Origin of the sequence: Serinicoccus sp. CUA-874, from assembly GCF_001942225.1 — a bacterium.
Classification (GTDB): domain Bacteria; phylum Actinomycetota; class Actinomycetes; order Actinomycetales; family Dermatophilaceae; genus Ornithinicoccus; species Ornithinicoccus marinus.
Genome location: NZ_MKJZ01000022.1, coordinates 279,403 through 297,892 on the forward strand (window position 1 = coordinate 279,403; position 18,490 = coordinate 297,892).

Sequence of the window (18,490 nt, forward strand, 5' to 3'; positions counted from 1 at the left end):
TCCAGGGTAGGTGCTGCGGCTGGGCGTCAGAGCAGGGTGGTCTGGTCGTCGAAGACGTAGATCGACCCGCCGTAGCAGGCCACCCACACCGTGTTGGTGACCGGGTCGTAGTCGATGCCGATGGGGTTGGCGTCGACCGGGGCGGAGTCGATGACCTCCATGTCGGAGGTACGGACCTTGGCGATGCTGGCCTCGTTGTAGTTGACCACGTAGAGCGCGGTCTCGTCCGGGCTGAGCGCGACGCTGCGCGGCTCCACGCCGGGCTCGACCTGGTCCACGATCTCGTCGGTCGCGGTGTCGATCTTGTAGATCGCGTTGCCGCCGCTCGTCGTGAGGTAGAGCGTGCGCCCCTCGTCGGCGAGGTTGAGGTGACGCGGGCGGGGCGCGGTCTCCATGACGACCTCGGCCTCCCCCGAGGCGAGGTCGACCTTGTAGAGCTGGTCGGCATACATCGCGACGACGTAGGCGGTGGTGTTGTCCGGCATGACGACCACGCCGCGCGGCGCGGCGGCGAGCTCGACGACCCCCGTCTCCTCGCCGCGCTCGGTGTCGACGACGGACAGCGTGGCGTCGCACCAGTTGCTCACCAGCAGCGTCTTCTGGTCCGGGCTGAGGGTGAGGTACTTCGGCACCGCACCCACCTCGAAGACCTGGTCCCAGGCCATCTCCTCGGCGTCGAAGCGGTAGACGAAGGACGCGCCGACGCCGCTGTCGCGGGTGCAGGCGTCGAAACCCTCGACGCCGAAGTTCTCGCCGTACATCGTGTACTGCGAGACGTAGGCGTAGCGCCCGTCCGCGGTCCAGGCCGCCTCCACCGGGGATCCCTGGGACAGGCCGGGGTGGCCCTCGATGCCGTAGTCGGCGAGGTCCACCTCGTCGGAGAGCACCTCCACCTGCTCCCGGGTGGTGCTGTCGAAGACGGTGGAGGTATGGCTGTACATCATGTTGTTGGCGATCATCAGCCCGTGCCCGGAGGCCATGACCGACTTCGGGGTGAGCCCCCCGGTGAGGTAGTCCACCTGCTCCAGGGCGGTCAGCTCGCTGGCGTGCTCGCCCGGGACCGGCTCGCGCTGCCACTCCCCGGGCTCCTGCGCGGCGGTCTCGGCGTCCTCCTGCGCGGAGTCGGCCTCCTGCCCGCCGTCACCCTCGCCCTCGCCCTCCCCCTCGGCGTCGTCGTCGCCCGGCGCCTCGGCCTCGGTGGGGCCGGCCTGGCTCGGCGCCGCGCCCTCGCCTCCCGGATCACCGTCCGCGCCGAGGACCCTGGTGAGCCCCCACCCGCCGACGAGGAGGAGGACGAGCAGCACGGCGAGCACGACCCGCCGGCGGCGCACGTGCTCGGGGGCGTGGCTGACGCTCACCTCCGGAAGGCCCGCGCCGCGCTGCCGGGCCGCGGTGTCGCCGGGCTCACCGCTCGCCATAGGGCGCCACCACGACGTCGACTCGCTGGAACTCCTTGAGGTCGGTATACCCCGTCGTCGCCATCGCCCGGCGCAGGGCCCCGGTGAGGTTGGTCGTCCCGTCGGCCGTCCGCGCCGGCCCGACGAGGACCTCCTCCAACGTCCCGACCGAGCCGACGTGCACCTTCTCCCCGCGCGGCAGCTCGGGGTGGTGGGCCTCGCTGCCCCAGTGGTAGCCGGCGCCGGGCGCCTCCTGGGCCCGCGCGAGCGCCGCTCCGAGCATCACGGCGTCGGCGCCGCAGGCCACGGCCTTGACGATCTCGCCGGACTCGCTGGTGCCGCCGTCGGAGATGACGTGGACGTAGCGCCCACCGGACTCGTCGAGGTAGTCCCGCCGCGCGGCGGCGACGTCGGCGATCGCGGTGGCGGCGGGGGTGTGGATCCCCAGCGCCGTGCGGGTGCGGTGGGTGGATCCCCCGCCGAACCCGACCAGCACCCCTGCCGCGCCGGTGCGCATCAGGTGCAGGGCCGCGGTGTAGGTGCCAGCGCCGCCGACGACGACCGGCACGTCGAGCTCGTAGATGAATCGCTTGAGGTTGAGCGGCTCGGCCTGGCTGGAGACGTGCTCGGCAGACACGGTCGTGCCGCGGATGACGAAGAGGTCGACACCGGCGTCCACGACCGCCTTCCAGAACTGCTGGGTCCGCTGCGGCGAGAGCGAGCCGGCCACGGTGACCCCCGACTCCCTGATCTGCCGCAGCCGCTCGGTGATGAGCTCGGGTCGGATGGGCGCGGCGTAGAGCTCGCGCATCCGTGAGGTGGCGTCCTCGCCCTCGAGCCGGGCGATCGCGCCGAGCGCGTCGGTGGGGTCCTCGTAGCGGGTCCACAGCCCCTCGAGGTCGAGCACACCCAGCCCCCCGAGCCGGCCGATCGCGATCGCCGTGTCCGGGGAGACCACCGAGTCCATCGGCGCCGCGAGGATGGGCAGCTCGAAGTGGTAGGCGTCGATCTGCCAGGTGATCGAGACGTCCTCGGGGTCCCGGGTGCGGCGGGACGGGACGACGGCGACGTCGTCGAAGGAGTAGGCCCGGCGGGCCCGTTTTCCGCGTCCGATCTCGATCTCAGTCACCGGCTCAGGCTACCGTCCGACCCGCTGCCGACCGTCCTGCGCCACGCACCGCGCGGGGGTCAGCCGTAGTTGGGCGCCTGGGCCGTCATCTCGATGTCGTGCGGGTGCGACTCCTGCAGGCTGGCCTGGGTGATGCGGACGAACCTCCCCCTGGCCTGCAGCTCCGGGACGGTGCGCGCGCCCACGTAGAACATCGCCTGGCGCAGCCCGCCCGCCATCTGGTGGACCACGGCGCTGGCGGCCCCCCGGTAGGCGACCTTGCCCTCCACGCCCTCGGGGACGAGCTGGTCGTCGCTGGCCACCTCGGCCTGGAAGTAGCGGTCCCTGGAGAAGGACTTCTTGCCGCGCGAGCTCATGGCCCCGAGCGAGCCCATCCCGCGGTAGCTCTTGAACTGCTTGCCGTTGACGAAGATCAGCTCCCCCGGGCTCTCCTCGCACCCCGCCAGCATCGACCCCATCATGACCGCCTCGGCGCCGGCCACCAGGGCCTTGGCGATGTCGCCGGAGTACTTCATGCCACCGTCCGCGACGACCGGGACCCCGGCCTCACGGCATACCTGGGCCGCCTCGTGCACCGCCGAGAGCTGCGGGACACCGACCCCTGTGACCACCCGGGTGGTGCAGATGGCGCCGGGACCCACCCCCACCTTGACCGCGTCCGCCCCGGCCTCGACGAAAGCCCGGGCCCCGCAGCGGTCGCGACGTTGCCGCCGACGACCTGCACGTGCCGGGTCGCGGGATCGCTCTTGAGCCGGGCGACCATGTCCAGGAGCATCCGCACGTGGCCGTGCGCGGTGTCGGCCACCAGCACGTCGGCGCCGGCCTCCACCAGCGTCGTCGCGCGCTCCCAGGCGTCGCCGAAGTAGCCGATCGCCGCGCCCACGAGCAGCCGCCCGTCCGCGTCCTTGGAGGCGTGCGGGTACTGCTCGCTCTTGACGAAGTCCTTGACGGTGATGAGACCGGACAGCCGTCCCTCCTCGTCGACCAGCGGCAGCCGCTCCCGCTTGTGCGCCCGGAGGATCGCGGTCGCCTCCTCGCGGGAGACGTCGGCCGGCGCGGTGACCAGCGGCATGGGCGTCATGACGTCACGCACCAGGGTGCTGTCCCACTCCGCGACCGGCGTGAAGCGCAGGTCGCGGTTGGTGCAGATGCCGAGCAGGTGTCCGCCCCCGTCGACGACGGGGAGCCCCGAGACGCGGTACTGGCCGCAGAGCTGGTCCAGCTCCCCCAGCGTGGCGTCCGGCCCGATGGTGACCGGGTTGGTGATGCGTCCGGTCTGGGTCCGCTTCACCAGGTCCACCTGGAGCGCCTGGTCCTCGATCGCGAGGTTGCGGTGCAGGATCCCGATCCCGCCCTGCCGCGCCATCGCGATGGCCATCCGCGCCTCGGTAACGGTGTCCATCGCCGCAGACACGAGCGGCACCCGCAGGGAGATCTCCCGGGTGAGCCTGCTCGTGGTGTCGATCTGGTCCGGGGCCATGTCCGTCTCCCCCGGCAGCAGGAGCACGTCGTCGTAGGTGAGGCCGAGCCGCGAGAAGGGGTCGGAGGAGCCGGGAAGGTCACCGGAGGTCATGGCCCCAAGTCTAGGGGCCGCCCCCGAGCAGGCCCGGTACCGGTCACCCGGCCCTATGCCCGCCGCGCCGCACCACGTAGAGTGACGTGACGACGAGGCACTCGTCGCGCTCGGAACCTCTGTGCTGACGGCCCCGATGGGGGCGGGCGCCAGGCAGGAGCCGGGTCAGCCCCCGAGAGGAGGATCCCGTGGTCGAGATCGCTCATCAGCCCGGTCCGGTAGCGGACCTGTGGGAGTGGCAGTTCGAGGGAGCCTGCCGCACGACCAGTCCTGAAGTCTTCTTCCACCCGGAGGGTGAGCGGGGTCCCGCGCGCCGTCGCCGGGACGAACGCGCCAAGCAGGTCTGCGCCAGCTGCCCCGTCCTGGAGCAGTGCCGCACCCACGCGCTCGCCGTCAGGGAGCCGTACGGCGTCTGGGGAGGGATGACCGAGGAGGAACGGGCCGAGCACTACGAGCGGGTCGAGGCGGCCCGCCCCCACCAGAAGACCCGCTGACGACGTCCTGCAGCACCGGCACCACCGACACGACGAGGCCCCGCCCGGATGATCCGGGCGGGGCCTCGTCTCGCGTGGCGGCGGTCAGCCGGGTCGTCCGACCGGCCGCACGGCATCAGTGGCCGTGGCCGTGCCCGCCCTCGTCCTCGTCGTCCTCGGGCTTGTCCACCACGAGGGTGTCCGTGGTGAGCACCATCGAGGCGATGGAGGCCGCGTTGCGCAGCGCCGAGCGGGTGACCTTCACCGGGTCGATGACCCCGGCGGAGAACAGGTCGCCGTACTCGCCGGTGGCGGCGTTGAGGCCCTGCCCGGCGGTCATCTCGCCGACCTTCGTCGTGGCGACGTAGCCCTGCAGGCCCGCGTTCTCCGCGATCCAGCGCAGCGGCTCGGCGGCGGACTTGCGGACGATGGCCGCACCGACCGCCTCGTCGGCGGACAGGTCGAGCTCGTCCGCGGCCGGGGCGGCGTGCACCAGGGCCGAGCCGCCACCGGCGACGATGCCCTCCTCGATGGCCGCGCGGGTCGCCGAGACGGCGTCCTCGATGCGGTGCTTCTTCTCCTTCAGCTCCACCTCGGTGTGCGCGCCGACCTTGATGACGCAGACGCCACCTGCCAGCTTGGCGATCCGCTCCTGGAGCTTCTCGCGGTCCCAGTCGGAGTCGGTCGACGCCGCCTCCGCCTGGAGCTGGGCGACGCGGTCGCTGACCGCCTGGGCCTCGCCGCTGCCCTCGACGATGGTGGTGGTGTCCTTGGTGGCCACGACGCGGCGGGCGGTGCCGAGCACCTCCAGGCCGACCGAGTCCAGCGACAGCCCGACCTCCTCGGCGACGACCTGGCCTCCGGTGAGGATGGCCATGTCCTGCAGCATCGCCTTGCGGCGGTCGCCGAAGCCCGGTGCCTTGACGGCGACCGCGTTGAAGGTGCCGCGCACCTTGTTGACGACGAGCGTCGACAGCGCCTCGGCCTCGACGTCTTCGGCGATGATCATCAGCGGCTTGCTCTCGCCGACGACCTTCTCCAGCAGCGGCAGCAGGTCGGAGACCTTGGAGATCTTGCCCTGCACCAGCAGCACGTAGGCGTCCTCGAGGACTGCCTCCATGCGCTCGCTGTCGGTGACGAAGTAGGGCGAGAGGTAGCCCTTGTCGAACTGCATGCCCTCGGTGAACTCCAGCTCCATCGCGGTGGTGGAGGACTCCTCCACCGTGATGACGCCGTCCTTGCCCACCTTGTCGAAGGCGTCGGCGATGAGCTCGCCGATCTGCGGGTCCTGGGCGGACAGCCCGCCACCTGGGCGATCTCGTCACGGCCCTCGAGCTCGCGCGCGGTCTCCAGCAGGCGGTCGTTGATCGCGGTCACCGCAGCGTCGATGCCGCGCTTGAGCGCGGACGGCGCGGCGCCGGCGGCGACGTTGCGCAGGCCCTCCTTGACCATGGCCTGAGCGAGCACGGTCGCGGTGGTCGTGCCGTCACCGGCGATGTCGTTGGTCTTGGTCGCGACCTCCTTGGCGAGCTGGGCCCCGAGGTTCTCGTAGGGGTCCTCCAGCTCGACCTCGCGGGCGATGGTCACGCCGTCGTTGGTGATGGTCGGCGCGCCCCACTTCTTGTCGAGGACGACGTTGCGGCCCTTGGGGCCGAGCGTCACCTTGACGGCGTTGGCGAGGGCGTCGACGCCCCGCTCCAGCGCCTTGCGGGCGTCGTCGTTGAACTGTAGCTGCTTCGCCATGGGCGAGCGCTCCTTTCAGGTATGCGGTCTGCGGCCGGGTGCGCGCCGCCCCGGCTACCCCGAGGGGGCGGCCGGGGCGGCGCGTGGGTGGATCGAGGGATCGATCAACCCACGATCGCGAGGACGTCGCGCGCCGAGAGGATCAGGAACTCCTCGCCGGAGTACTTCACCTCGGTGCCGCCGTACTTGCTGTAGATGACCCGGTCGCCGACGTTGACGTCCATGGGGACGCGGTTGCCGTTGTCGTCGACGCGGCCCGGGCCGACCGCCAGGACCTCGCCCTCCTGGGGCTTCTCCTTGGCGGTGTCCGGGATGACGAGGCCGGAGGCCGTGGTCTGCTCGGCCTCGACGGCCTTGACGACGATGCGGTCCTCGAGCGGCTTGATGGAAACCGACACGGTTACCTTCCTTCTCCTTCGGTGTCCGGCGCTGCGCGCCGGCCAGGTGGTCGCTGCTGGGTGGTGCTCACTCCACCGCGACCGCCCACCGCCGTCGCGGGGGTCGGTCGGCGCTCGCGGCTGGCACTGACGTGCCGAGAGTGCTAGGACGAATCTAGGCACGCTGTTAGCACTCGGTCAAGCCGAGTGCCAACACGCCGAGGCATCCCGCTCGGGGGCCGGCGCCCCCGGGTGGCGGGTCGGGGTCAGATGAGGACCTGCAGCGGCTGCAGCACCCGCTCGACCACGCGGGTCCCCAGGCCACGCCCACCCCACTCCGCCAGCGTCAGCTCGTCGCAGTGCTCCAGGTCGGCCCGGAAGATGTCCTCCATGTGGGCGGCCTGGTCGGCGTCCACGATCTCGAGGTTGATCTCGTAGTTGCCCTGGAGGGAGAGGCGGTCGATGTTGGCGGTGCCGATGGTCGCCCAGCGACCGTCCACCGTCATGGTCTTGGCGTGGACCATGACGTCACGGTAGAGGAACAGCCGCACCCCGCCCTCGAGGAGGGTCTCGTAGTAGGACTGCGCGATGACGTCCGCCAGGACGTGGTTGGACTTCTGCGGCATGACCACCCGCACGTCGACCCCGCGGGAGGCGGCGTTGAGCAGCCCGTGGAGGATCTCCCGGTCCGGGATGAAGTAGCCCTGGGTGATCCAGATGCGGTGGACCGCCCGGTCGATCGCCTCGAGGTACAGCGCCCGCACCGGGTAGATCACCCGGCTGGGCTCGTTGCGCGCGGCCCGGATGCTCGTGTTCCACTCCACCGTCCCGCTGTCGAGGAGCTGCGGGCGGCGCCTCCCCTTGTGCCGGTTCCAGAAGTCGACGAAGGAGTTCTGCAGCTCCCAGACGCTCTTGCCCTCCACCCGCACGTGGGTGTCCCGCCAGCTCGTGGCGTAGAGGGAACCGATGTTGTAGCCGCCGACGAAACCGACACGACCGTCCACGACGAGGATCTTGCGGTGGTCGCGGCCGGAGGCCCGGATGTCGACGAGGGGCAGCGCCGTGCGCATCACCGGGAAGCGCAGCATGTGCACGCCGTCGGGGAAGCGCAGGAAGTCCCTGGGCACCACGAGGTTGGCGAACCCGTCGAACACGAGGCAGACGAGGACCCCGCGGTCGGCGGCCCGGACGACGGCGTCCTTGAAGGCGCGGCCCGTGTCGTCGGCCTTCCAGATGTAGGACGCCAGGTAGACGAAGTCCTCGGCCGCGTCGATGGCCGCGATCATGTCGTCGTAGAGGTACTGGCCGTAGGTGTACGTCGTCAGCCGCGACTCCTCCACCGTGGTGCTGACCGGCTCATGGACCGGGGCGTCCCGGTCGACGTGGTCGCGCCGCTTGCGGACCGCGTCCACCGCGACCACCCCGGCGGCGAGCGTCAGCTGGCCGGCCACGGCGGCACCGGCGGTGGCGAGCGCCACCCGGCGGCCACGGCGCAGCAGACGGCTCACCTTGCGGCTGAAGACACGGGGCATGGCCACAATCTACGTGCAGGCCACAATGGGCGCATGAGCGCCGATCCAGCCGTCGAGCTCATGACGCGGCTGGCCGGCGGCCCCGGGGCCGAGCTGCTGGCCTCCCTCCCTCCCTACGACGAGTCCGACGCGCTGACGCTCATGAGCAGGTTGCGCGCGCAGGGGCACGACGCGGAGCTGGTGTCGGCCGCGCTCACCCAGGCCCGGCTGCGGGCGAGCGGGCGGGCCCGGCTGGGGAGCGGGGTCGACGACCTGCTGCTGACCCAGGACGGCCTGGAGCAGGCCACCCGCCCCCAGGTGGCGGCCCGGCGGGCCGAGCTCATGGTGCGCGCCGGGGTACGCCACGTGCTGGACCTCGGGTGCGGGCTCGGGCTCGACGCCATGGCCTTCGCCCGGGCCGGGCTCGCGGTGACGGCGGTGGAGAGGGACGCCGTCGTGGCGGCCGCCGCCCGGGCCAACCTCGCCCCGTGGCCGGACGCGCGGGTGGTCACCGGTGACGCGCTCGCGCTGCCTGTCGGGCCGGACGACGGCGCGTTCCTCGACCCGGCCCGACGCACCCCCGGGGTCGCCGACGTCCACGGCCGGACCCGCCGGGTGCGGGGGCTCGACCAGCTGTCCCCCTCCTTCGAGCAGGTCCGGGATGTCGCCGCGCGCGCCCGGGCGACCGTCGCCAAGCTCGGCCCGTCCTTCGACCCCGGCGACGTCCCGTCCGGCGCGGGCGCAGAGTGGGTGTCGCTGGACGGGGACCTGCTCGAGTGCGCCCTGTGGTGGGGCGCCGGGCCACGCGGCCGCCACGCGGTCGTGGGCCGCAGCGCGGGTGGGCCGGACGGGAGCGTCACCTGGCACGAGGTCACCGACCTCGGCCCCACCGCGCCCCTCCCCCGGGTGGAGGACCTGGGGTGCCACCTGGCCGCGGTCGACGACGCGGTTGCCGCGGCCGGCCTCACCGGCTCCCTCGCGAGCGTGGTCGACGGTCGCGAGACGGCGCCCGGGACCGGCTACCTCACCGCCAGGGAGCCCGTCCCCCACCCCGCGCTGCGGTGGTATGCCGTGCGCGAGGTCCTCCCGCTGCGCGCCGAGACGGTGCGGTCCTGGCTGCGGCAGCACCGCCAGCCGGCCGGCCCGGTCACCCTGAAGAAGCGGGGGGTGCGGGTCGACCCCGACGCGTTCCGCCGGGAGCTGCGGCTCCCGCGCCGGGCCCACGGCTCCGAGGAGGTCGTCCTCGTGCTGACGACGGTGGCGGACTCCCCACGGGCCCTCGTCGTGGACCGGCTGCAGGTCTGACCCGGCGTCAGCGCTCGGACACCGACCGTCGGTGCGGGGTCCGCGGCAGGGCGATGAAGCGCTCCACGTCGCTGATGCGACCCGAGACGACCAGCTCGTCACCCTCTCGACCACGGTCTCGGGCACGGCATACGTGAACTCCTCGCCCTGCCGTTTGCGCCCGACGACGGTGATCGTGTGACGGGTGCGGACCCCGGAGTCCGCGAGGGTCCGTCCCCACGTCTCCGCCGGGGCGGTGCAGCGGGCGATGGCGAACTGGTCGTCGAACTCGAGGTAGTCCGCCACCCCGTCGGTCACCATGTGGGCCACCCGCTGTCCCATGACGTACTCGGGGTAGATGACGTGGTGCGCACCGATGCTGGCCAGGATCGTGCCGTGCTTGCGGGTGATCGCCTTGGCGTAGATGCGCTCCACCCCCGCCTCGTGCAGGGTGATGACCGACAGCACGCTGGCCTCGATGTCCGACCCGATCGCGACGACCGCGCGGCTGACCGAGCCGATGCCGAGCTGGCGCATGGCCTCCCCGTCGGTGGCGTCGGCGACCACCGTGTGCGTGAGGTCGTCGGCGTACTTCTGCACGCGCCGCTCGTCGGTGTCGATCGCCATGACCTCGACGCCCTGCCGGACCAGCGACTCGCAGACCGCCGTCCCGAACCGGCCGAGGCCGACGACGAGCACCGTGTAGGCGCCGCTGTCCGCGGGCCGCCTTCTCCTAGCCAACAATGGGTCTCTCCTCCGGGAGTCGGTAGTGGCGGTGGCGGGTGTTGAGCGCCAGGGCGGCGGCCACCGTGATCGGCCCGAGCCGGCCGAGGAACATCAGGACCATGAGGACGAGCTGGGCCGAGGGGGGCAGGCTGGCGGTGATGCCGGTGGACAGCCCCACCGTCGCGAAGGCCGAGACGACCTCGAAGCCGAGGTCGAGCGGGGGGAGGTCGGTGAGGATCATCAGGGTGATGGTGCTGGTGATGACGAGGCCCACCGCGAGCAGGGCGACCGACAGCGCCTGCCGCACGACCGGCATCCCGACCCGGCGGCGCCCGATGACGACCTCGGGCTCGCCGCGCACCTCGGACCAGATGACCGCGGCCAGCAGCAGGAAGGTGGTGACCTTGATGCCGCCCGCCGTCCCCGCGCTCCCGCCACCGACGAACATCAGCGCCATGGTGATCGCCTCGGTCTCGTCCGTGATCATCCCGTAGTCGACCGAGTTGAAGCCGGCGGTCCGCGGGAACAGCCCTCCCCCGAGCGCCCCCACCAGCTGCCCGCCCGGCGAGAGGTCCGCGATCGTGCCCCCGGGCTGGGCCTCGAACACCCAGAACGTGGCCACCCCCAGGACCATCAGCGTGAGCGAGCCCCACACGGTGAGCCGCGTGTGGATGGTCCAGGTCCCCGGCCTGCGGCCGCGGAGCAGCTCGCGCAGCACGGGGAAGCCCAGGCCGCCGAGCACCAGCGCCAGGCACACGGGGCCGATGATCCACAGGTCGCCCACGAAACCCATGAGGCTGTCCTGGTACAGCGCGAAGCCGGCGTTGTTGAAGGAGGAGACGGCGTGGAAGAGCCCGTGCCACAGCGCGGTGGGCCAGTCGTAGCCGTACCCCAGGTGGAAGCGCAGCGTGAGCATCAGCCAGGTCACCGCCTCGATGGCCAGCATGAGCTGCAGCATGCGGCGCAGGATCCCGCGGACGTCCCCGAGGGAGCGGCTGCGGGTGTCCACCTGGGCCGCCAGGGACGTGCTCAGCCGCAGCTTGCCACGGACGACCAGGGCGATGAGGGTGGCCAGCGTCATCACCCCGAAGCCGCCGATCTGGATGAGCAGCAGCAGGACGGTCTGGCCGAAGGGCGACCAGTAGCTGGCCGTGTCGACGGTGATGAGGCCGGTCACGCAGGTGGCCGACACGGTGGTGAAGGCGGCGACCACGAGATCGGCCTCGGCTCCCGGTGCACGCGAGACGGGGAGCATGAGCAGCGTCGTCCCGGCGAGCACGACGATGACGAAACCGAGGGTCACCGAGCGGGCCGGGTGCGCCCAGAAAACTCGCACGAGGGTCCATGGTGCGCCTCGCCACCACGAGGAGCAAGTCGCCCGCGCCGGGCCGGGCCGGAGGAGACCCCGGCTCGATCAGGACCGGACCTGCTCGACCGGCTGGGAAGAGTCGGCGGGCAGGTCCAGACCGGACGGCGGACGGCCTCTCATGACCATCTGCGCGCCCAGCGCGGCGACCATGGCCCCGTTGTCGGTGCACAGCCCGGGCCGGGGCACCCGGAGGCGCACCCCCGCAGCGTCGCACCGCTCCTGCGCGAGGGCCCGCAGGCGGCTGTTCGCCGCCACCCCTCCGCCGATGAGCAGGTCCTCGACGCCGTGCTCGGCGCAGGCGAGGACCGCCTTGCGGGTCAGGACGTCGACGACCGCCTCCTGGAAGCTCGCCGCGACGTCCGCGACGGGGACCGGCTCACCGGCGTCCGCGCAGGCCTGGACCCAGCGGGCGACCGCGGTCTTGAGACCCGAGAAGGAGTAGTCGAAACGGTGCCGCTGCATGTCCCGCCCGGACGTCAGACCGCGGGGGAAGTCGATCGCCACCTTGTCGCCCTCGCGGGCGACCCGGTCGATGTGCGGTCCACCGGGGAAGGGCAGGCCGAGCACGCGGGCGACCTTGTCGAAGGCCTCCCCGGCCGCGTCGTCGATGGTCGCCCCCAGCGACCTGATGTCGTGGGTGACGTCCGGCACGAGCAGCAGGTTCGAGTGCCCCCCGCTGACGAGCAGACCCATGGTGGGCTCTGGCAGCGGGCCGTGCTCCACCACGTCGACGGCGACGTGGGCCGCCAGGTGGTTGACGCCGTAGAGCGGCACGCCGAGACCGAGCGCCAGCGCCTTCGCCGCGGCCACCCCGACGAGCAGGGCACCCGCGAGCCCCGGACCGGCGGTCACCGACACGGCATCCACGTCGTCCAGGCTCACCCCGGCCTCGCGGCAGGCACGCTCGACCGTCGGCACCATGGCCTCCAGGTGCGCCCGGCTCGCGACCTCGGGGACGACGCCGCCGAACCTGGCGTGCTGGTCCACGCTGCTGGCGATCGCGTCGAAGAGCAGCGTGCGACCGCGCACGAGGCCCACACCCGTCTCGTCACAGCTGGTCTCGATGCCCAGCACGAGCGGCTCAGACATCGCTCGACAGCTCCTTCCGCAGCACGAGCGCGTCCTCGCCCGAGCGGTAGTACCCGGCCCGGGACCGGACCTCGTCATAACCGCGCGCGGCGTAGAGCCCGCGCGCGGCCTCGTTGCCGCTGCGGACCTCGAGCATCATGCTCCCGGCCCCCGCCGACCGGGCCCGGTCGTGCAGGGACTCCAGCAAGATGCCACCGATCCCCCGTCCCTGCGACCCCGGGGCGACGGCGAGCGTCATGACGTCCGCCACGTCGCCGGCGAGGTCCAGGCCGGCATACCCGAGCAGCCGGCCCGAGCCCTGCTCGCACGCCACGAGATAACACCGTCGCGGGCGACCGGCCAGCTCGGCCCACAGCGCTGCCTCGGACCACGGCTCCTCGGGGAAGAGCTGCCGCTCCAGGTCGACCAGGGCCGGGATGTCGCGCCAGGTGGCCGGGCGCAGCTCAGCCTGGCCGCTCATCGGGCCGACTCGACGGCGTCGGGTCGTCGCAGGTAGAGCGGCTCGGGAGGAAGAAGTCCGCTCCCGGCGTCCGGGTGGTCGCCGGCCCGCAGCCGCACCGCGAGCTCGGCCAGGGCAGCGGGGCGGGCATCGGTGGCCCCCGCGAGCACGCGGCCGGTCAGTGCCTCCGGGTAGAGCGAGGCACCCCGCCCCGCGACCGGCAGCTCGCGCAGCCGACCGGGAAGATCGGCCGCCGCCGCGACGCCGGGGCCCGCGAGGCGCCGGGCGCCGCCGGACCCGATCAGGTAGTGCGCCCAGTAGACCTCTCTGCGCCGCGCATCGGTGGCGACGAGGATCTCACCCTCGTGGGCACCCACGACCTGGTGCGCCACCGCGTCGAGCGAGCAGACGCCCTGCGGCTCCGGGAGACCGAGGCTGTGCGCGAGGGTCAGCGCCGTGACGACACCGACGCGCAGTCCGGTGAACGGCCCCGGGCCGACCCCGCACACCACGGCGGTCACGTCCCTGACAGGTACCCCCGCCTGGTCGAGCGCACCCTCGATCGCCGGGGCGAGCAGCTCACCGTGCCGCCGGGAGTCCTCGTGCACGACCTCCCCCCGCACCTGGCTCCCGTCGTGCAGGGCGGCGCCCACGGTCCCAGTGGCGGTGTCGATCGCGAGCAGCACGCGCTCAGGCTAACGTGAGGGGTGTTGGAGCCCCTCCCGACCACTGCAAAGGATGACTGATGTTCACCAGGTTCTTCGCCCCCACGATCGAGGTCAGCGCGCACTGCGACCTGCCGTGCGGCGTCTACGACCCCGCCCAGGCCCGGATCGAGGCCGAGTCGGTCAAGAAGATCTGCGAGAAGGTCGCGGACAACGACGACGCCGACTTCCGCATGCGCGCCATGATCATCAAGGAGCAGCGCTCGGAGCTGGTCAAGCACCACCTGTGGGTGCTGTGGACCGACTACTTCAAGCCGCCGCACTTCGAGCAGTTCCCGGAGCTGCACGTGCTGGTCAACGAGGCCACCAAGCTGGCCGGGGCCTCCGGCACCAAGGGCAGCTTCGACGTCGCCACGGCCGACGAGCTGCTCGGCAAGATCGACCGCATCGCGGAGATCTACGCCGAGACCAAGAAGGGCTGAGTCCCGCGCACCACGACACGAACCGCCCGCGACGCCACGGCGTCGCGGGCGGTTCGTGCTCTCAGTCCTGGAGCGAGGCCGCCTGCGCCGTCGACAGCACGCCCCGCCGGTCCAGCTGGCGGATGAGCGCGGCGACGACACCCGGGTCGTACTCGTGGGGGGTGGCGCGCAGGATGCGCTCCAACGCCTGCACCGGCCCTGCGCCACCCGCGAGGCGGGTGGCCCTCCCCGTGAGGTCGTCGTAGGCCGAGGCCACCCGCACGATGCTGGACGTCAGGGAGACGTCGCCGCGCTCGACCGCCCGGTGGTGCGGCAGCCCGACATCGGCGACGAGCGTCGCCAACCGGGACAGCTCGGCGGTGCGGGCCAGGATCGAGGAGCCGGTCGCGGCGATGAGCCGCTGGTCCCGCCCCGACACCTCCACGGTCGCGCCGTCGGGGACCGGGCGCGCCAGGCCGACCTGACCGATGTCGTGCAGCAGCGCCGCGGCCTCGACGTCCGGCAGGTCGGCGGGCTCGACGCCGAGGTCCCGGGCGATCGGCACCGCGAGAGCAGCGACCCGGGCTCCGTGGCCCGCCGCCGCGAAGCCCGCCTCCTCGGGGAGCCGGGCGAGGGCGAAGATCGTCTGGCGCTGCGCCTGGCGGATGTGCCGCTGGCGTGCCACGGCCGGCTGCAGCACGAGCAGCGGGACGAGGAAGAGCACCAGGCTGGCCGGACCGAGCTCGGTGAGGGCCAGCGACATGACCACGGCGGTGGAGGCTGCGGCGAGCGAGACCGGTCCCTGCCGCCCCAGCTCGGAGACCAGGGGCTGCCAGTGGGAGACACGACCACGGACCGCGGTCCGGACAGCCCGGACCACGACCGGGGTGCCCACGGCCACCACCGCCGCGACGAGGAGGGTGAGGGCGAAGAGCACCGTGTCGCCCTCCGGGTGCGCGATGCGTTCGAGGAGGGTCGACCCCGTCGGTAGCGGAAGACGCACCAGCACCCCGGCGACCGCCACGGCGGTGCCCAGGTGGAGCAGGTCCTGCGGGAACAGCGCGACCCGGCGGCGCCACAGGGCCACGACGAGGACAGCAGCAGCCGCCAGCAGCAGGGGTCCGAGCAGACCGACGAGCCCTCCGAGACCACCGGTGAGGGGCCAGGCCGTGGACAGGGCCAGGGCCATGGCGCAGGCCTGGGTGAGTGGTCCCTCTCGGACGGGCGTCGGCGACGCCTGTCGCCAGGCCTCGGTCAACACCATCGCGAGGAAGCCGACGAGGGCCAGCGACCACGTGAGCGTCACCAGCGTTCCTCCACCTCGTGCGGGCTCACGGAGCCTGCGCCTTCCGGCTGCCAATCGGCGAAGAGATCGCTGACCAGCGGGTCATCGTGATCGGGAAGGCGTCCCTGACCCCTGGCGAGGTTGGAGCGGCGGTCGCGGCCCAGGCTCGCACCCCCCTGCCGGCCCAGCGCAGCGACCAAGGCCTCCACCACGCGCGGGTCCAGGTGGCTGCCGGCGCGACGCCGCAGCTGCTCGGCGACGACCATCGGTTCGGCTGACCCGTCGTCCGTGGCCGCCAGCCGGGCATCGAAGGCGTCCGCGACGGCGATGATCCGCGCGGCCAGCGGGATCTCCTCCCCCTGCAGGCCCGCAGGGTAACCCTTGCCGTCCCAGCGCTCGTGGTGGTGCGCAATCGCGGGCAGCGAGTCGTCGAGGAAGTCCAGCCCGGCCAGCACGTTGAGCCCGGCGAGCGGGTGCGCGCTGAGCGCGGTGAGGTAGGCGATCTCGTCATCGGGGTCGTGCGGCAGCTCGGCGCGGACCACCATCATCCCGATGTCGTGGAGCAGCGCGGCATAACGCAGCTCCTCGGCGGCCTCCCCGGAGAGCCCGAGCTGGGCCCCGAGTGCATCGGCGACATCTGCCACCCGCGCACTGTGACCGACCGACGCGGGATCGGCCTGCTCGAGCGCCGCGACGAAGGTGGTGACCGTCTGCTGATGCTCGCGCCGCGCGAGGGCGTCACGGCCGATCGTCCAGTGCGCCACCAGCAGCGGCCCGAGGACGAAGAGCGCGGAGGCGGCGCCGAGACCGACCGGACCCCACAGCACGACGAAGAGGAACGCCGTGACGGCATGAGCGAGATACCCCCAGCCCAGACTTCGAAGGACTGCTCGCGCAACGGTCAGGACGCGAGTGCCCCGCACGGCGAACGACATCGCTCCGATGCACAGCGAGTTGACCACGGCCATGGCCGCGTAGGCCATCGCCAGCGGTCCGCCGACCCGGACCAGGAGGCCAAGCGGTCCGAAGTCGACATTCCCGACGAATACGCCCCCTAGCAGGCCGTAGAAGGCACCGCCGATAGCGCCCATGGCGGCGGTCATACTCACGTTGAACAACCGTGTTCGCAGCGTGCGAGCCCCCGGATCGGCCAGATAGGCCAGAGCACCGACAACTGCCGCCCCGAAGGCACCAGCGAGCGGGATGGTCGCCGCGAGTACCACCGTCGCCACGGAGACACCCCAGTGAGGTCCGAGCCCGCGCTCTCGGATGACGACGCCCACCATGGCCAACCCGATGAGGATGATCAGGCTGCCGGTCCCCACCGCACTGTCCGAGCCAGGTTGTCGTTGCGCCAGACCCCCGAGTACCACAGCTGTGAGGGCCAGACCGACGATGAGGAGCCAGACGCGCACGCCAGAGGGGCGCGGATCTTCTCGATCCACGCCCCTCGTCGTCGACTTGCGAGTCGTCAGTCCTCCCAGGACACGACGTCGATGAAGCCGAAGAACGCGTCGAGGGCGCCGGAGCTGAAGACGTCGGCGATGAGGTGCAGCACGATGGTGTCCTTCCGTTGGGTGCTCCTGACAGGGCTGGAGCAGGTAACCGGTTGACCTACCGGTCTAGTGACAAGAGTGCCACAAACGACTGGGAGAGCGCGCTCCTCAACGCCAAGATCTGTCAAACCTTGAACAAGTCTTTACCCAGAGCGTGACCATGGTCACAACACAGGGTGCCGCTGCACGCTGTGGGAGGATGGTGACGACCCACCGACGTCAGGAGGACCCATGAGCAAGCGCGCCAGGAAGCGTCGCGACCGCAAGAAGAAGGCGGCCAACCACGGCCGCAAGCCCAACGCCTGAGCGCCGGGCACGAGAAGGGCCGACCAGGACGTCCTGGTCGGCCCTTCTTTGCGTCCGGTGCGGACGCTGGTCGACGCCCTAGCCCTCGGACCGGCGCACCACGGTCACGCTGGTGCTGGTGATCCTGGTGAGGATCTGCGCCCGCAGCGCCTCCGGGGCCGACTGGCGCACGCAGGCACGCCGGACCAGCGCCTTCAGCAGCAGCTCCCGGTCGTACTCCGCCAGGCAGGAGCCGCACTCGTCCAGGTGCTCGCGGATGCGCTCGCGGTCGACGGGGCCGGTCTCGTTGTCCACGAACTCGAACAGCCGCAGGAGCACGCCGGCGCAGTCGGTCGCCGTCGGGAAGTCCTCGTGCCGCTCCGCCATCACGATCCCTCCTCGGTCCGGACGATGCCGCGCTCGACGGCGTAGTCGGTCAGCAGGTCCCGCAGCTGCTTGCGTCCGCGATGCAACCGGGACATGACCGTGCCGATGGGCGTGTCCATGATCTCCGCGATCTCCTTGTAGGCGAAGCCTCGACGTCCGCGAGGTAGACCGCCATCCGGAAGTCCTCGCCGATGCTCGCCAGTGCGCGCGTCACGTCGCTGTCCGGCAGGTGGTCCAGCGCCTCGGCCTCGGCGGACCGGAGGCCGGTCGAGCTGTGCGAGGCGGCCCGCGCCAGCTGGTAGTCCTCCACGTCCGCGGCGTCCGACTCCAGCGGCTGCCGCTGCTTCTTGCGGTAGCTGTTGATGTAGGAGTTGGTGAGGATGCGGTACATCCAGGCCCGCAGGTTCGTGCCGGGGCGGTACTGGTGGAAGGCCGCGAAAGCCTTCGCGTAGGTCTCCTGCACCAGGTCCTCGGCGTCCGTCGGGTTGCGGGTGGTCCGCAGCGCGGCGCTGTACATCTGGTCGAGCAGCGGCATCGCCTCCCGCTCGAAACGTGCGGCCCGCTCGGCCGGGGTCTCGGTGGCGACATCGACGGTGGCGTCCGCCTCCGCCTGCTCCTCGGCGTCGACCTGGTCGAGCGCCGGCTGATCGGTAGTCATCACCGTCCAGCCTAGCCCGTGGGCGCGGTCGACGGCGAAGGCCCCGGCCACCTCCCCGGGTGCGGCGACTGACGTGAGCACGG

The 18,490-nt window shown here is 72.0% G+C and carries 15 protein-coding genes and 4 pseudogenes; 4 read left to right on the plus strand and 15 right to left on the minus strand.

Translation table 11 applies throughout. The features are described 5' to 3' along the window. Positions 1-26: 26 nt before the first annotated feature. The 3 genes and pseudogenes from BJF80_RS08120 to guaB all read right to left on the minus strand — a co-directional run bounded on the left by BJF80_RS08120 (position 27) and on the right by guaB (position 4,099). Positions 27-1,418: a YncE family protein gene (locus BJF80_RS08120; protein ID WP_075812760.1), complete on the minus strand. Its 1,392-nt coding sequence runs from the start codon at positions 1,416-1,418 to the stop codon at positions 27-29. Continuing rightward, positions 1,405-2,526 (minus strand): GuaB3 family IMP dehydrogenase-related protein, encoded by a 1,122-nt coding sequence (locus BJF80_RS08125; RefSeq protein WP_022925008.1) that lies wholly within the window; start codon positions 2,524-2,526, stop codon positions 1,405-1,407. The genes BJF80_RS08120 and BJF80_RS08125 overlap by 14 nt, the downstream gene beginning before the upstream one ends. A 59-nt stretch (positions 2,527-2,585) precedes the next feature. Then, positions 2,586-4,099 (minus strand): annotated as a pseudogene (guaB, locus tag BJF80_RS08130) (IMP dehydrogenase). Between the two features lie 188 nt (positions 4,100-4,287). Here guaB and BJF80_RS08135 point away from each other — a divergent pair. Further along, entirely contained in the window at positions 4,288-4,593 is a 306-nt protein-coding gene (locus tag BJF80_RS08135; protein ID WP_075812762.1) for a WhiB family transcriptional regulator, read from the plus strand. Between the two features lie 115 nt (positions 4,594-4,708). On the opposite strand, the pseudogene groL reads toward BJF80_RS08135, so the two are convergent. The 3 genes and pseudogenes from groL to BJF80_RS08150 form a co-directional block, all read right to left on the minus strand. After that, positions 4,709-6,315, minus strand: a pseudogene (gene groL, locus BJF80_RS08140) (chaperonin GroEL). A 104-nt stretch (positions 6,316-6,419) separates the two neighbouring features. Further along, positions 6,420-6,713: a co-chaperone GroES gene (gene groES, locus BJF80_RS08145; RefSeq protein WP_022925012.1), complete on the minus strand. Its 294-nt coding sequence runs from the start codon at positions 6,711-6,713 to the stop codon at positions 6,420-6,422. A 245-nt stretch (positions 6,714-6,958) separates the two neighbouring features. Beyond that, on the minus strand, positions 6,959-8,224 hold the full coding sequence (locus BJF80_RS08150; RefSeq protein ID WP_022925013.1) for a phospholipase D-like domain-containing protein: 1,266 nt from the start codon (positions 8,222-8,224) through the stop codon (positions 6,959-6,961). Between the two features lie 33 nt (positions 8,225-8,257). On the opposite strand from BJF80_RS08150, the gene BJF80_RS08155 reads away from it, so the two are divergent. Continuing rightward, entirely contained in the window at positions 8,258-9,508 is a 1,251-nt protein-coding gene (locus BJF80_RS08155; protein WP_075812764.1) for a THUMP-like domain-containing protein, read from the plus strand. A 390-nt stretch (positions 9,509-9,898) separates the two neighbouring features. Here the strand turns inward: BJF80_RS08155 and BJF80_RS21120 are convergent. The 5 genes and pseudogenes from BJF80_RS21120 to tsaB form a co-directional block, all read right to left on the minus strand. Beyond that, positions 9,899-10,186, minus strand: a pseudogene (locus BJF80_RS21120) (potassium channel family protein); the annotation flags it as partial. A 34-nt stretch (positions 10,187-10,220) separates the two neighbouring features. Continuing rightward, entirely contained in the window at positions 10,221-11,549 is a 1,329-nt protein-coding gene (locus BJF80_RS08165) for a TrkH family potassium uptake protein (protein ID WP_033418827.1), read from the minus strand. 78 nt (positions 11,550-11,627) lie between these two features. Then, on the minus strand, positions 11,628-12,671 hold the full coding sequence (gene tsaD, locus BJF80_RS08170) for a tRNA (adenosine(37)-N6)-threonylcarbamoyltransferase complex transferase subunit TsaD (RefSeq protein ID WP_075812766.1): 1,044 nt from the start codon (positions 12,669-12,671) through the stop codon (positions 11,628-11,630). Then, positions 12,664-13,131 carry a ribosomal protein S18-alanine N-acetyltransferase gene (gene rimI / locus BJF80_RS08175; RefSeq protein ID WP_075812768.1) on the minus strand — a complete coding sequence of 156 codons (468 nt, stop codon included), beginning with the start codon at positions 13,129-13,131 and terminating at the stop codon, positions 12,664-12,666. The genes tsaD and rimI overlap by 8 nt, the downstream gene beginning before the upstream one ends. Continuing rightward, on the minus strand, positions 13,128-13,796 hold the full coding sequence (gene tsaB, locus BJF80_RS08180; protein WP_022925019.1) for a tRNA (adenosine(37)-N6)-threonylcarbamoyltransferase complex dimerization subunit type 1 TsaB: 669 nt from the start codon (positions 13,794-13,796) through the stop codon (positions 13,128-13,130). The genes rimI and tsaB overlap by 4 nt, the downstream gene beginning before the upstream one ends. Positions 13,797-13,855: 59 nt before the next feature. Between tsaB and sodN the strand changes: the two genes are divergently transcribed. After that, complete coding sequence (gene sodN / locus BJF80_RS08185) at positions 13,856-14,257, plus strand: superoxide dismutase, Ni (protein WP_022925020.1); 402 nt, start codon at positions 13,856-13,858, stop codon at positions 14,255-14,257. Positions 14,258-14,318: 61 nt separating this feature from the next. On the opposite strand, the gene BJF80_RS08190 is transcribed toward sodN, so the two are convergent. Beyond that, positions 14,319-15,542 (minus strand): HD-GYP domain-containing protein, encoded by a 1,224-nt coding sequence (locus tag BJF80_RS08190; protein ID WP_075812770.1) that lies wholly within the window; start codon positions 15,540-15,542, stop codon positions 14,319-14,321. After that, a complete protein-coding gene (locus BJF80_RS08195; protein WP_158068501.1) occupies positions 15,539-16,612 on the minus strand; it encodes an HD-GYP domain-containing protein in 1,074 nt (357 codons plus the stop codon). The genes BJF80_RS08190 and BJF80_RS08195 overlap by 4 nt, the downstream gene beginning before the upstream one ends. Positions 16,613-17,308: 696 nt before the next feature. On the opposite strand from BJF80_RS08195, the gene BJF80_RS21550 reads away from it, so the two are divergent. Then, positions 17,309-17,383, plus strand: a complete 75-nt coding sequence (locus tag BJF80_RS21550) for a 50S ribosomal protein bL37 (RefSeq protein WP_373288732.1) — start codon at positions 17,309-17,311, stop codon at positions 17,381-17,383. A 78-nt stretch (positions 17,384-17,461) separates the two neighbouring features. Here the strand turns inward: BJF80_RS21550 and rsrA are convergent, their stop codons facing one another. Next, positions 17,462-17,749, minus strand: coding sequence for a mycothiol system anti-sigma-R factor (rsrA, locus tag BJF80_RS08200; protein WP_022925023.1), 288 nt, complete (start codon positions 17,747-17,749; stop codon positions 17,462-17,464). Next, positions 17,749-18,407, minus strand: a pseudogene (locus BJF80_RS08205) (sigma-70 family RNA polymerase sigma factor). Before BJF80_RS08205 ends, rsrA begins: the two are co-directional and overlap by 1 nt. Positions 18,408-18,490 lie beyond the last annotated feature (83 nt).